Origin of the sequence: Paenibacillus gansuensis (assembly GCF_042684925.1) — a bacterium.
Taxonomy (GTDB): Bacteria; Bacillota; Bacilli; order Paenibacillales; family DY6; genus Paenibacillus_N; species Paenibacillus_N gansuensis.
In genome coordinates this window covers 76,312-89,875 of record NZ_JBHUME010000013.1, presented here as the reverse complement: position 1 = coordinate 89,875, position 13,564 = coordinate 76,312, and the positions used below count along the sequence as shown (strand labels likewise).

Sequence of the window (13,564 nt, the reverse complement as noted above, 5' to 3'; positions counted from 1 at the left end):
ATACTAGCGGACTATAAATAGTAATTTTGGAAGGTGGAAAATATGATTTGCCCATATTGCGCCAAAAATATTCACTTTGAAATTTTAGATGAAATATCCTTTGAAATTGATTCAGAACAAAGAATTGGACGTGCCATTGCAGGCGGATTTTGTCCTTCATGTCAAAATTTAATTGTAGTTAGTTACAGCGGGGAATATAAACCCGGAGTAAATGGTTCTGGATATGTAATGCATAGTGGAGACGAAATTACACTGTACCCTCTTAATAAGAATAAGCTTATCGTTACAGAAGAAATACCCCGTGAATATTTATCCGATTTTAACGAGGCGGTTAATGTTTTGTTTATCAGTTCCAAAGCGAGTGCAGCACTAAGTAGAAGGTGCCTTCAAAACTTTTTACATAATGAATTAAAGATTAAGAAAAACAGTTTGGCGCAGGAAATTGATCAATTTATTAATTCTCAACAAGTACCGAGCTATATTATCAAAGCTGTGGATGCGATTCGAAACATCGGGAATTTTGCTGCACACCCTTTAAAAGACACAAATACAGGTGAAATTATAGATGTTGAGCCAGGAGAAGCAGAATGGTTGCTAGAAGTTTTGGAAATGTTATTTGATTTTTATTTCCTGTATCCTAAAAAGTTAGAAACAAGGAAAACTGAACTGAATAAAAAATTACAAAGACTAGGAAAGCCTTTAATGAAATAGTTATTTTGGAAGTTCGAGAAAGGGTGGAAATCAATTGTTAAGAGACATGGAGCAGCTGGTGATTTCGATTAAAGATTACGAAATTCGAAATTATATGGCTGAAGCATTGAGATGTTATAACGCTGGATCATACCGAGCATGCGTTATATTAAGTTTTGTGTCTGGTATGTATGACTTGAAAAATAAGATACTTTCATTGTCTACGTCAGTTCCTGAGGCAACGGAATTAATGGAGCAAATCAATGACTTAATTAAGGGACAATCACCATATGAACAAAATTTAATAGATGGTGCACAATCGATAGGAATTATTCAACCTTACGAGTATAAAGCACTACTCGGATACAAAGATGTCCGTAACTCTTGTGCACATCCAGGCGGGCATCAATCTAGCCCTGAAGAGGCCCGAAATGTCTTCGCTGGCATCTATGATTTTCTACTTTCAAAACCACCAAGAATCGGATTTAAGTATAAGGCTGAACTGCTTGAGAAGATTAAAAGTGACGTATTCTTTCCAGATCCACGAGATAACTCAGCGGTTTCCGAAAAGCACTTTAATATCATCCATTCCTCAGTGCTTCCAACTATATGCCGTGAATTAATATCAGTTATCAAGAAGCAAGAAGCAACTTCGATAGAAAGAAAAAATGCGGCGCTTTTAGTCTCTGGGTTTACTCGATATACAGATGATGATACAAACATGAAAATTCAAAGCTACCTTCCCCCTTTATTAGATCAAGCTGAACCATTTTCATATGTCTTGAAGATGTTAGAAAGCAACATTGAAATATTGAGAATCTTTGATAAGGATGATCAGAAAAAAATAATACGAAGAGTAACGGAAATGAAGGCTCTAACTAAAGATAACATCATTTTAATTTTTGAAATTTTCCTTTCTAAACATATAGATGAGCATGATCGTCTAGATATACTTTGTCTATTTTTGAATAATAGAGTACTTTCTCCAATAGTTCTTATTAGTTACTTAGAGAATGAACAAAATCCCCTCGATCAAGCAAAAAAACAACAAATTATTGACGGGCTTTGTTCTGTTATTGATATGGGAGATGTGGATTTATTAGAGAAATGGGAAGCATGTGTTGAAAAACTCGATTCACCTCAGCTTGATAAAGCATTTTTTGATAGATTGCAAAATAGAATTGACTACACATCTACCTATAAAATTAGTAACGATGCAACATTACTATTACAAAAAATAAGTAAAAGTTACATATTACGCATTTCAAATGAAATGAAAGTTAATCTTGTTTTAGCCGTTCTTTCCGCCGCAAGAAAAGGTGCTAAAAAAGCAGAAGATTTGATATCGACCGGCTTCAAAGATAGGGAAGAATTATTCGCTGTATTTTCAGACTATATAAAGAACGGTAATTTGAAATCAGTCTACGATATTCTTCGAGATTCAGAACACTTGATCAATCTTTTTGTAAGTTCTAATCAGTTGAGTGAATTGGAAGGTTGTTTAACTCAACTGAATAAGGAAAATGGATTTAGGGTTAGTCAACTGGAAGATTTTTCATATAACCTAAAGAAACTTGGCATATTAGAGGCAAAGTGCGTTGAATTGGAAAAAATAATAGAATAATAGCATTTTTAAAATATCCCAATCAGGGTATCTTCGGTATGGGAATATTTTAAGAATAATGTGGAATTTATCCATATGAGCTCGTAACCCACGAGTTCAAGGGCATTTTTCCATCACTATCTTTAATGTTATCGGGAAGTCCTGTATAATAGGAGGCAATACGAAACACCTAAATTTTCCTGATCGTCATATTTTCGATCGGGAATGAGTCGCTTTGCAGCGTAATTAAATCAAGGTTCAACCAATGGAGCGCAATAGACATACGGGATCCGTGTGTCTTTTTTTGTGCTCTTTTTTTTGCGTTGTCCGACAAAGGGAGGGTGTTGAAAAATGGAAGGTGCCGACATGAAAAACCTCTACATCAAATCATGCTAAATGGAGCCAACGACGATTGAAGAACAATTGGCTGACTTTCCCTTCCTTGGAAGCGGATAGATCACCAATTCTTTTTCTCCATTACGGCCGAGAATTATGAAGCGGTGAGAGCGGCTATTGTCCCCATAAGCCAGGAAAACGGATCGATCATCTATGAAAGTTTGATTGATTACGTTGCTGGCAATGAGGATGACATTATCAGCCAGCTTAGAGAGGCATACAGGGATGTTGTAATAATCACCTGTGAACCAACCATAGAGGAGTGAAAAGAAGATGGCTACCGTCATCAAAAGAGTAGACAGCCGCATCGAGGAAGACGTGAAAGAAGGCGTCCAGTGCTGCGGTTGCGGGACAGGAACGACGAAGCATGTAGATCCGACCCCGTGCCGCTGCGGAAAGACCATGGAGCCTTATACGTTCGATTTTAGCAGACGGATTCCGGGTTATGTCCTGATTCGCTGTAACTGCGGCGCAAAAATCGAGTGCTCCGGTTTCACAACATCCTGTCCTTGCGGCAGGGTTTACAACTGGAACGGCGATGAGCTTGCTCCTACTGACCAGTGGGGTGATGAGACCGGGGAGAAGCGTCTCGAAGCTACAAAAGGGCATTTTTGAAATTGTATTGATGTTAAATTATACCAAATTGGAGGCAGTTCTTATGTCAAAGAAGAAAGGTAATTTCAACAACATCAAAAGAGGCGATTCCGTTACGATTAAGCTCAAACGCAACTTCTTTTCCAAGTCGCGTTACATCAGCGGTACCGTTGAAGATGCTGCTCACTACAACTCCCTCGGTTGGGAGATTGATCTAATCAATGATAAAACGGGCTTTGCTGTTCGTTGGACATCTAAAAGAGACGGTGGTGAAATCGTCTTGCTCAACAATCAGGCTGCGAAGCTGAAGAAGTTAGGCGGTATTTCTCGCTTTGCTTCGGTCTTGATAGGGGATGAGGTTACCATCAAGGTGAAACGTAATCTTTTTTCAAGGTCCCGCTGCCTTCGTGGTACCGTTGTTGAGGCGGCATACTACGCGAGAAAAGGGTGGGATGTTGACTTGACGGATGCGGAAACTGGTGAGCTCTTTCGATGGACACAATGGCTCGATGGCGGCGATTTGTTGGCTGTGAATGACCGAGCAGCTATGTAACCCGAATATCCCGCTTCAAAGTATGTTATCACTGGGGAGCATTACGGGCATCATCTAACTGTATTTCTCATCCCCTGCACGGGATTAAGCCTAAAATTGGCTCCCGGTGCAGCGGGAGCGTAGGAGCGATTTAGATGAGTGTTACGCTGGTCAAAAACGGTTCGCAACCATTCGTGATCAATACGCAGGAGCAGTTGGAATATAAGATGATATGGTGCCGGTTAGAAAACGGTGGTTATTGGTCATACCGTTCACGACCCGCTCAAGTTGCTGAGCGCTTGGTCAGGGAGTACAACGAAGTCGTGCCCCCGGGGCGCAGCTATCATGCGTTCCCAATGGGCTTCGATGCCAATGTACTCGGCCCGGACCATTTTTCGCTTGTTGTGGTCCAATCGATCGAAGATCATCTGCTACATCCGGATGACGATGTTTACCGGCGCATGAAAGAGCAGGTGGCCGAACTCGCTACGAACTGCCACGGCATGACGAAGGAACAGGTCGATGCCATTATACTGGAATTTACCTCTGCATTTAATCGTTCGAAAGGGGCGGGGTACGATGGCACAGGAGATTGAAGTAAAAATCCGAATTCGCGTATCCGACGAACAGTTGCGGGATGCCGGGATGACCGCAAAGGAATTTGCGGAGAACATAGTTCTGATTGAACACGGCTTCAATTTCCCTTCCGTCGTTCTATCACAGCAGGAGCGGGATACCGATCCGGTTGCGCGGTGGGATGCCGCCATTGTGAAGACAGCGGTCGTTACGCCTCACGACCGGGAGGGGTGCATCGAAGGCGATATGGACCTTGCCCTAAAGCGCATCGTCGAACGTGAAGGCCGTCTAAGTCAGAAGATTAGCATTTTCACTGGTGATAAAGAGTCTGAAAAGCTTAATTGGATGATTGCTGTAAACAGGTAGGCAATTCAAACTCATAATAGAAGGAGGAAGTCCCTCGGCAGCATCGGGGGCTTCCCCCGAACCTGCAATGGGAGCTAAACATGAATAAATCTAAACTGCTTCTCCAGAAGGTATACACGGTCTCAAGCAAGCATGAAAAGCCTCGATTATGGATTCAATCGTTGGTTTGCGAGGCTGCAGGATGGGCCCCGGGCGCTGACCTGTATGTGTTGGTCAATGAGGATGACAAGTTGATCACCATCCAGAACAAGCCATTTTCGGAAGAGGTTGCTGACGTGCATGAGGTCAGCGTTTCGTCCCGGATGAATCGTGTCAGCGGGCAACCGCGGCCGCTTGTCGATACGTGCGGTGACCGGTATTCGACCATTCTTTGCATCCAGGAGAAGATCGAGATATCCGTTTATCGTAACGGCGATATAGGAACAGTAGTAGTTCGCCCGCTCCGATTCAGGCTTTTTGAGACGGATACGTTTGAGAGTCCTGCAGATGAGCGCCTACGTCTTCTCTCTATCTGCGCAGGGGCAGGAATCGGGACTAGTATGTTCTGTGACAGCCAGTATTTTACTGCCACGATGGAGGTTGAGATCGAGGAGGATAGCGCCGAGGTCCTAAAGCACAATTTCCCGCACAGCTTTCTATTCAACGGGGATTTACGGGATTGCAATACGGTGGCGAATGCTGACGTTGCTTTCGTGTCCTTGAGCTGTACAGAATTCTCGAATTTGGGTGACGGCGGGGAGTCATACTTTGATAACCTGGTTCTTGGTACATACAAGATCCTGAAAGCTGCTGAATGTCGGGCAATTTTCTTCGAGAATGTCCCAAGCTTTTTTCACTCTTCGACTTATAATGATCTGCGGGAACTTCTCAGCAATGACTACCCATATACAGTAGGCCCAATCCAGCTGCAGAGCCATGACTTTGGCAGTGTTGCGCTGCGCAACCGGTCTTATGCAGTGTATTTTAAGGAGAAGGAAGATTTTGACCTTTTCCGGGTACCGAAGCCGCCAGCCGTTCGGCACCGAAAACTGAAGGAGTTTCTTGACCCACGGTCTACGGTCCATGCCTGGAAGAGCCTCGATGCTTGGAAGGACAGCTTCAACAAGAAAGCGGAGAAAGACAATGCGTGGGCGGACCGTAACTTGGATAAAACCTTTGTCGACGAGAATGCGTCGGTCATTCAGTGTATTGCCAGAAGGTACAGAAGTCAATCGGCGAGCAACAGCTATGTCTTAAATGAAGATAGAACGAAATGGCGCTTTTTAACCATTAGCGAGCTGCGACGGATCTTCTCGATTCCGGAGTGGTTTACGTGGCCGCCGCATATTCCAATTACCCGGATTTATGAACAAATCGGGCAATCGGTTTGCGGAAAGGTTTTAAAATCGTTCGCAGCAGAATTGGCTTCAGTGTTCTTTCGTCGTTTTGCCAAAGAAAATGCGACCAAAAAGCAGCAGGCCAATGATTCATTTGCTTTCTCAATGGACCAGTCCGGTCAGATCGGTTTTATGATTTCATAAGGAACTGAAGTGATTGGCAATTAGTAAAACCGCTCCTAGGGATAATATCCGAGGGCGGTTTTTTAGCTATGGTACTTAAAGGCTGCCTTACCTTTTGGATGTACAATATCGGATTCTTGTAGTGGTCGCATGTTCTTCCGGATACGATGGTCTGATGTGGAGTTAATATCTTTAATAAGACTAAGAAGCAATTCTCGTTCAGCTTCGGCTGTGCTTTTGACATTATCTCGCACCATAAGGTGGTACACATCAACGGTACTATTAATTCTATTGTTCAAATATTCAATAGAGGTAGAGCGATCATTTTCATCGTCTGGTGTGTATGTCTTAGCTGTTTTAGCGTAATTTTCCTTAATGGCCTTAATTATGTAACCGGAGAGACTGCTGATTTCGGCATTCTGTTGCTTTTCGTAAACGTACCGGATGTTAGCACGGATGTGATTTTCTCCGTAGGTTACCAGAAGTTCGGTTGCCGTCTTCTTATCGATATCAAACCGTTTCAATGTATCGTAGATGGATTCATGTTCAAAGGATTCCGCTCCATTAATCGCCAACCGTGGTGTCCGAGGGTTAGGGGATATGAGAAAGGTAATACCCACGACCTTGTTGCCATTTTTAATTTCCTCTATATCGAATTTAATATCGGTTTTATCTGCCAATTCCCGCTGTGCATGAAGTAAAATGCGGTTTTTTAGATGGCTATACATAACATATTTACCATCTTCAATCTCGAGTGCATCTTTTAGTTCGGCAAGGGTGGCGAATTTCCGTTTTCCGAGCGGTAGGTACTGTTTTAGCATTTTGTAAAGCTTGGAAGAGTATGAACTCTTTAAATAGAGCACATTCCACAATTTAAAGCTCGTGAAATTATTTTTTAGCTGGAGGAGATATGGTCCAAGCATTTGTGAAAATTCAAGTTCGATGATCCCTTTTCCATGATAGTATTTGGATGCAGCTAGCCAGTTTGCTTCGAGTGTTGTATTTTCATATTTATCATCAATTACTACTTGTTTTCGACTCAGGCGGCGTACGATTTCTCTGAGACGTTTGTACAGATTTTTGTCTTTTAGATCGAGCTTATCAGCGATTTCTTTAACTTTAAAATAACAGGTTCGGAAATGGGTATCCTTGGGATTTATTCTTGAAGCGAGTATGTAAATGAGCCGTTCTTCATAGATATCGAGATTGGTTCGAGCCTCAATTAATGCGTTTGCTTCGGAAACAATATAGTGGTCAGAGATGGGATCCGGTTCAAAGTCAAAGGCAATTTGGACAGCTCTAGCATCTTGGATTTTCGTGACCACTTGTTCTTCCTCCATGTTCATGACCACCTTTCTATTAAAATTCGACTTTCTATTAAGACTATAGGAAAGATTTTCATAGATTTCTACTCCCTTTCGTGTGGCACTTATAAATGGAGTAGTTTTTTAATTACTGCCACATGAAAAGGAGTGAATGCTTAAATTATTATAGGATATTCCTTTATTTATCCAGGGTTTGAGGCTAAATCGAGTATAAATAGATACTGCCACAAGAAAGGGGGCGTTTAGTGACAGGGTAAATCAAGCAGGAGAAGTGCCACACGTAATAAGTCGATGTAGATATGATGATAATCTTACTGCCACACTAAAGGGAGTATATGAAACGCATACGAATTGCCACACCAAGCGGAGTATTCTTTTTTTTCGAGCGCTGCATAGTATAAATTGATGAGTTGCTTTAACAATAATATATTATTCTTTAATTTTTTATTTTGTTTATATTTTATGTGTTTAATCTGTTTAAGGATAGTGGAAGTCCAACTATGATAAGGGTTTGACTGGGATTAATGCCACATGGAAAGGAGTAAACTGCCACACAAAGGGGAGTTTACTGACACATATAGAGGACTATTCCTGCCACATGGAAAGGTGTGGATAACCACACAAACGGGAGTAAGGTGCCACACTAAAGGGAGTTAGAGATAGTTTATTAACTTTTAATGCCATTAATTATCTAGGTTTTACTCCCTTTGGTGTGGCAAATAAGGTGTTTCATGCTAAAATGACCCTGCTCTGTGTGGCATTTCTACCTTTGATGACTATTTACTCCTATAGATTTTTCTTTTAAAGGGCATTTTCCTTAGGAATTAGAGCTATACGTCTGAAGTTTCTATACGTTGAACGGGTAAAGGACTCCTTTTCATGTGGCACTTCTATTATAGAAGGGATTATACCTGTTTCGTGTGGCACTTGTGGTTCTGACCAATCTGGCTCCCTTTTGTGTGGCACTTACTGCGTGGTCTTGTCACCGCCCTATATCCCATGGTAAAATTTAGTCAATACGATGCAATACAAAATTTTCTTTGCCGTTCCTTTTTCGGCGGAGATGGGGCAAGCTTTTTATTAGCTTATATGAACAGGGTTATTTACAGGAGACCAATTAGAACATGCGCCGGTATAGGTATGTTCTTTTTTTGCGTCTACCTGTTTTTTTATGCCCTAAACAGGAGGAAGTAGATGAATCGAAAGAATCGTGTTGTGTTGTTGGGTGGAGAACTGGTAGACTTTTTGATTTCTTCTTCCGGTGGTCGCTTCATCCGATGGTTCGTCGATAGGAGTGGCCATCACGCTGAGTATTTCCTTCATACACCGGACGAGCTCCACGAAGTTGCTTCAGGTGAGATGGTTACCTTGGTATGGCAGGACGGCATGCTAGTCGGTTTCTACGAAGGCGTTTTGTATGCGAACGACACATTCAGCATAGAGGGGGAAATTTGAATGGACAGGTACCAGTTTGTTGACAACAAGAACAAGGTTGCCGTAACTGATCGGCTGCGGGATTATAATTTAATCCTAACCGATGTGTGGGACTTTCTGGAGAGGGCCGCTTTTACGTTTCATGGTGTAATCCGTGACTGGTCAGCTGTGTTCTGCAACGAGAGCTACTACGTGCTGCACACCTTCATGAAGGACGTGCCGGCCGAAGACTGCATCTCTCAGGACAGCAACTTCAAATGGGATATGATATTCGAGAGCGAATCCCCTGCGGGTTCGCTCTTTTCATTCCTTGAGAGAGTTGGCTTCCGGTTAATGATTCCCGTCCAGGCGATGATCGACGCCATGATCGATGATGGAGCTAATTGGCATTATCAGAGCCCGAAGCATAAATTCCAGATGTGGTGTTTCCATCCCACCTGTACGCTGCTGGTGGAGGTTTATATGCACAACCGGATTCCTCCCTATGGCGCCCAGGATGATCCAATGCCGTACCCGGTAGATCGTTGCCAGCCATTCCTCGATTTTGACGTCGATGAGGTGGACACCGGAACGCGTGACCGTGTGCGAGTTATTGATGGGGAAACGCTCGATATTTTGGATAAGGTCGATGACGACCTGTTAACAGCGACTCGGGAGCGAATCAAAAGGATTTATAACGACCACACCCGTATTGGCCTGTTAATGTCAGGGGGAAAAGACAGCCGGACCGTTGCCCAGCTGATGATTGAGCATGCTATCGCTAACCCAGATCCCTCGAAGAAGATCATGATCATTACGAGTGACACGCTCGTCGAGAATCCGGGAGTTAAAGCAAGCATACTGGCGCTGCGGGAAGCACTTGCGCGAGCCTTGCCGTGGGTTGAGTATCATATTGTCGAGCCGAGGGAAGATCAAACCCTTATGGTCTGCATCATTGGAAAAGGGTACCAATCCCCCTCAACCACGTTTCGTTACTGCGTCCGACGATTAAAGATCGAACCGGCACGCGATTTTCTCGAAGCTGTCTTTTTAGCAGAAGGCGCCGAGGATACCTGTCTTGTCATGGGCAGCCGCGACAATGAGAGCGGGAATCGAAGAAGGAGTTTGGAGAAATTTTTCGGCGATGAGTTTTACGGCAATCATCCTGTTGGTAATATCCGCACCTGTAGCCCTATTCGAGATTGGACGAGCCAAGAGGTCGTTACATACCTTGCCTTTAACCGGGCGCCTTGGAGTAAATACGGGGCACGCAATACGGAGCTTCTGCATTTTTATGGGAGTGCTGCAGGAAGTGAGTGTCCTCTTGGTGCAGCCGTCGTCAACGACAATGAAGCGATGATGCAATGCGGAAAGTCCGCAAGGACCGGTTGCTTTGCCTGTACGATTTCCAACGACAGGAGCATGGGAAACCTGCTAAACACGTTTCCTGAGTATGAAAAATACTACCTGTTCCGCGGCATTCTGAAAGGTGTTGCTCAGGATATACGTTATGGAGGTATAGGCGGGTATCAACGTATTGGCAAGTCCAAAATCGGGCGCGGCATCGGCGATCTTACGATCGACGCCCGCACACACATTTTGGAAGCCATGCACCGGCTCGGCATCGAATGGCGCGAGAGCGAAATTCTGACCGCTTACCAGATGGTACTTCATCGGGAAGAGGTAGAGGGCTTCCCCGTCACTGAACGATTTCGTGAAGCAATATATAAGCTGTTGGGTGTCGATGGTCACTTCCGCGGGCTGCTGTGCCATCCAGTTTTTGATCCGTTTGGGACCGGTGTGGATCAGTTCACAGCGGAAGACGCTGCGGCGATAGCGCGGATAAAAGAGGAGGAAATGGAGCGGGATTTCATCGCGGCGGTATTATAGATTAGCCATAATATAGCAACGTTATTCCCGGCCAGGCGGGACGGATAAAATTATCCCACGCCTGGAAGCGGGGGTCTTTGGAGGTAATCGGTATGCAGGAAAAACCCGCTTCGCAGAAACGCATTTTTGCTGGATCCGTCGTGAAGGTCTTATGGGGGATTCGGCAGGGCAAGTACGGCATTGTGCTATACAGTCACAAGTCGCGCGGAATGTGGGTGTACAAAGTGAAGTATTCGGGCCGGCCGGGATTTACCTATGAAACCGGCAAATGCTACGAATATGCAGACGACCTTCAACTCGTAAGCAGGCCATCTATTTTCAAGAAAATCCTTCGCCATTGGCGGAAGGGTTTGCACACTGCGGGTCAGCTTACACTAGCGATCGGTCAAACTTATCTGTGGCTTCACACATATCCCGTGGCTTGTTGGCTGTTCGTCGGCATTTACTTGACGTTTGGCCTCACGATCCTTATTTCGTCGATACAGCGGATTATGTGGGGCGACTTGTTCTACAGCGGTCTGTAAGTCGGTTTAGTGCATAGTTATTCCCGGCCAGGCGGGACGGATTTTAAAAAAATCCCCCGCTTGGACGCGGGGGAACTATGGAGGCAATTCATACATGGCAGAACAAATAGAATTTTCCCTTTTTGATTATTTCGCCGATACGTCGGCAGGTGTTTCCGAAATGGTTTCCGTGATGACAGAGAAACCGGAGGCGGAAGCTGCTGGCGCAGGTCGTAAAAATTATGCTTACGATGTGGGAAGTGAGCTGTGGGGGGCGAGGAAGCATTTGGCTGCGCTCACCAAGTTCACCCCGGAATGGTATGAAGCACTTGAGAAGGATCCGACGCAGGCATATGATGCTATCTGCAAGGATGCACTACTTGAGGGTTTCCGGCCGGTCTTGCTGCGGGAACAAGGATTTGCTTCCGAATCCGCGTTTGCCATCAAGCTGATCTGGGACCGCGTAAGTAAGCGGCCTGCAGATGATGCCAAGCAGCGCGAATATTTCGTACAAGCGATCGCGAAGCTAAAGCTCGTTTTTGTAGATGCGTATAATGAAGACCTGTTTATGCAGGCTTTCCAAAGGCTTAAAGAGGAAGTGTGGAACGCATACCACTCACAATATGAGCGTAGGGTTAAAGAAAAACCCTTCCTCATTGATTTCGCATTTTGGTTATCGCTCGGAGATCGCTTCATGTCTATTTTCATAGGCTTCGGAAAAGGAAAGGTTCCTGCTTATCACAAAATCTTCTCCAGAGCTTTTAACTCAGAAGAAGGACGGGATTGGAACTGGACGGACAATAAGGCGCGAAGCGATTCCAAGAGGGACAATGCGTTACGGTGGGAACGTAAGGTGCCGGAGGAAGTCGTTCGGCTCTCTCAAGAACCATCGGGAGTCGAGAAGCCTGAGGACCTCATCCAGCAGTATGGGTATCGCGGCATTCAGTTTGGCAACTGGGTCGAGGATGCGGCGGGCCGTTATCATGTGCTCTGCAGCGGCAATGCGCATGCCGACTTGGCAGCGATCCTCAAATTGCCTCGTGCAGCTCTCAGTTTCTACGGGGCCTTGGGGCTAGCATTCGGCGCCCGGGGAACGGGACGAGCTTCCGCACATTTTGAAGCGATGCCAAGGAACAATATTAATTTGACCAAATTTAATGGCGGCGGCGCGCTTTGTCACGAATGGGCGCATGCGCTGGATTTCAATTTAAACTCTTTTTCTCATGATTTCGTAAATGGCAAGGCAGAAGCCCTCTCCGGTAGTAAAAAGCCGGGACCACGTTTGCCAGATCCAGTCCAGCGGGCTTTCAAGGTTCTGATGAAACGGATTAAAGAGGGGAACGGCCTTCTTCAGTATGAAGTACCCGAAGAATTGCCGACAGTTAGTCGTAATTGGGTGTCCGCTGTTCCTCAACGTCTCGAACGTTACGATTACGACGTCACTAAGGCTTTAGCGTCTCTAAATGGCTCGTATCGCATTAAGCCAAAGCAATTGGTGGAAATCGGGTTCTTCTATTGCCATCTTGCGAAGGAAGCGGGAAAAGAGGTACCTGTTGAATTTTTTGTACCAAGTGATTTCAGTTCATTCTTTCTCGATGCAAAGGCACGAGGGGATTACTGGAAACGGGATCACGAACTCTTTGCTCGTGCGTTTGAAGCCTGGATCGAGGATGAGCTTTTCGACCGTGGGATGACCAACTCATATCTTGTCTGTGGCACACGATTTGGAGGTCCTTATCCGCAAGGAGAAGAGAGGACGGCCATCAACAACGCATTTCGGGATTGGTGGTCGGTCCTTTATGAATCCGGCATTCTCCATAACGAGGAGCTATGGAAAAAATGCTAGATTCTGCCGATAAACAGTGTGGAGGTTGTGACGTGGAAGGAATAGCTCAAATTGAACAGGCGATCGAGAGCAAGCGAAAAGAAATGTACCGAGCGAGTGAACGGTACGGATTGACGTCTGTTACGGTCTTAAAGATATCTAAAGAACTGGATGCGCTTTTGAATCGATTTTACGAGAAGCGCGGGTTAAAGCGATAAAGTTGAAGCGGGTATGTCCTTGGGGCAGCCCGCTTTTTCTTATTTTTTCACCAGTCGCAGACCGCTCATGCGGGCCGTGCTTTTCTGCAGGATGGCGGCCAGTTTCATTGCTTCATCCTTGCTTAAGCCTTTCT

Annotated in this window: 13 protein-coding genes; 12 read left to right on the top strand and 1 reads right to left on the bottom strand. The window is 44.8% G+C overall.

Features of this window, described 5'->3' with window-relative positions:
* Positions 1-42 precede the first annotated feature (42 nt).
* The 7 genes from ACFSUF_RS19835 to ACFSUF_RS19805 all read left to right on the top strand — a co-directional run bounded on the left by ACFSUF_RS19835 (position 43) and on the right by ACFSUF_RS19805 (position 6,277).
* The gene (locus tag ACFSUF_RS19835) at positions 43-711 is read left to right on the top strand and encodes a DUF4145 domain-containing protein (protein WP_377605768.1); all 669 of its coding nucleotides are present in this window, start codon (positions 43-45) and stop codon (positions 709-711) included.
* A 34-nt stretch (positions 712-745) separates the two neighbouring features.
* The gene (locus ACFSUF_RS19830; protein ID WP_377605766.1) at positions 746-2,314 is read left to right on the top strand and encodes a hypothetical protein; all 1,569 of its coding nucleotides are present in this window, start codon (positions 746-748) and stop codon (positions 2,312-2,314) included.
* A gap of 648 nt (positions 2,315-2,962) precedes the next feature.
* Entirely contained in the window at positions 2,963-3,304 is a 342-nt protein-coding gene (locus tag ACFSUF_RS19825; protein WP_377605764.1) for a hypothetical protein, read from the top strand.
* A 43-nt stretch (positions 3,305-3,347) separates the two neighbouring features.
* The gene (locus tag ACFSUF_RS19820; protein ID WP_377605762.1) at positions 3,348-3,836 is read left to right on the top strand and encodes a hypothetical protein; all 489 of its coding nucleotides are present in this window, start codon (positions 3,348-3,350) and stop codon (positions 3,834-3,836) included.
* A gap of 134 nt (positions 3,837-3,970) precedes the next feature.
* Positions 3,971-4,411, top strand: coding sequence for a hypothetical protein (locus ACFSUF_RS19815; RefSeq protein WP_377605760.1), 441 nt, complete (start codon positions 3,971-3,973; stop codon positions 4,409-4,411).
* Positions 4,395-4,757, top strand: a complete 363-nt coding sequence (locus tag ACFSUF_RS19810; RefSeq protein ID WP_377605758.1) for a hypothetical protein — start codon at positions 4,395-4,397, stop codon at positions 4,755-4,757. The genes ACFSUF_RS19815 and ACFSUF_RS19810 overlap by 17 nt, the downstream gene beginning before the upstream one ends.
* A gap of 80 nt (positions 4,758-4,837) precedes the next feature.
* Entirely contained in the window at positions 4,838-6,277 is a 1,440-nt protein-coding gene (locus ACFSUF_RS19805; RefSeq protein WP_377605756.1) for a DNA cytosine methyltransferase, read from the top strand.
* Positions 6,278-6,339: 62 nt separating this feature from the next.
* On the opposite strand, the gene ACFSUF_RS19800 is transcribed toward ACFSUF_RS19805, so the two are convergent.
* Positions 6,340-7,596, bottom strand: a complete 1,257-nt coding sequence (locus ACFSUF_RS19800) for a replication initiation protein (RefSeq protein WP_377605753.1) — start codon at positions 7,594-7,596, stop codon at positions 6,340-6,342.
* A gap of 1,179 nt (positions 7,597-8,775) precedes the next feature.
* On the opposite strand from ACFSUF_RS19800, the gene ACFSUF_RS19795 reads away from it, so the two are divergent.
* The 5 genes from ACFSUF_RS19795 to ACFSUF_RS19775 all read left to right on the top strand — a co-directional run bounded on the left by ACFSUF_RS19795 (position 8,776) and on the right by ACFSUF_RS19775 (position 13,430).
* The gene (locus ACFSUF_RS19795) at positions 8,776-9,036 is read left to right on the top strand and encodes a hypothetical protein (RefSeq protein ID WP_377605752.1); all 261 of its coding nucleotides are present in this window, start codon (positions 8,776-8,778) and stop codon (positions 9,034-9,036) included.
* Positions 9,037-10,884 carry a phosphoadenosine phosphosulfate reductase domain-containing protein gene (locus ACFSUF_RS19790; protein ID WP_377605750.1) on the top strand — a complete coding sequence of 616 codons (1,848 nt, stop codon included), beginning with the start codon at positions 9,037-9,039 and terminating at the stop codon, positions 10,882-10,884.
* Positions 10,885-10,976: 92 nt separating this feature from the next.
* Complete coding sequence (locus ACFSUF_RS19785) at positions 10,977-11,408, top strand: hypothetical protein (protein ID WP_377605747.1); 432 nt, start codon at positions 10,977-10,979, stop codon at positions 11,406-11,408.
* Between the two features lie 94 nt (positions 11,409-11,502).
* A complete protein-coding gene (locus ACFSUF_RS19780; RefSeq protein ID WP_377605745.1) occupies positions 11,503-13,233 on the top strand; it encodes an LPD1 domain-containing protein in 1,731 nt (576 codons plus the stop codon).
* A gap of 32 nt (positions 13,234-13,265) precedes the next feature.
* Positions 13,266-13,430, top strand: coding sequence for a Spo0E family sporulation regulatory protein-aspartic acid phosphatase (locus ACFSUF_RS19775; protein ID WP_377605743.1), 165 nt, complete (start codon positions 13,266-13,268; stop codon positions 13,428-13,430).
* Positions 13,431-13,564: the final 134 nt, after the last annotated feature.

Coding starts and splice junctions, on each gene's coding strand:
- ACFSUF_RS19835 (WP_377605768.1), top strand. CDS start 43: ATGATTTGCCCATATTGCGCCAAAAATATTCACTTTGAAATTTTAGAT.
- ACFSUF_RS19825 (WP_377605764.1), top strand. CDS start 2,963: ATGGCTACCGTCATCAAAAGAGTAGACAGCCGCATCGAGGAAGACGTG.
- ACFSUF_RS19820 (WP_377605762.1), top strand. CDS start 3,348: ATGTCAAAGAAGAAAGGTAATTTCAACAACATCAAAAGAGGCGATTCC.
- ACFSUF_RS19815 (WP_377605760.1), top strand. CDS start 3,971: ATGAGTGTTACGCTGGTCAAAAACGGTTCGCAACCATTCGTGATCAAT.
- ACFSUF_RS19810 (WP_377605758.1), top strand. CDS start 4,395: ATGGCACAGGAGATTGAAGTAAAAATCCGAATTCGCGTATCCGACGAA.
- ACFSUF_RS19805 (WP_377605756.1), top strand. CDS start 4,838: ATGAATAAATCTAAACTGCTTCTCCAGAAGGTATACACGGTCTCAAGC.
- ACFSUF_RS19800 (WP_377605753.1), bottom strand. CDS start 7,596: ATGGAGGAAGAACAAGTGGTCACGAAAATCCAAGATGCTAGAGCTGTC.
- ACFSUF_RS19795 (WP_377605752.1), top strand. CDS start 8,776: ATGAATCGAAAGAATCGTGTTGTGTTGTTGGGTGGAGAACTGGTAGAC.
- ACFSUF_RS19790 (WP_377605750.1), top strand. CDS start 9,037: ATGGACAGGTACCAGTTTGTTGACAACAAGAACAAGGTTGCCGTAACT.
- ACFSUF_RS19785 (WP_377605747.1), top strand. CDS start 10,977: ATGCAGGAAAAACCCGCTTCGCAGAAACGCATTTTTGCTGGATCCGTC.
- ACFSUF_RS19780 (WP_377605745.1), top strand. CDS start 11,503: ATGGCAGAACAAATAGAATTTTCCCTTTTTGATTATTTCGCCGATACG.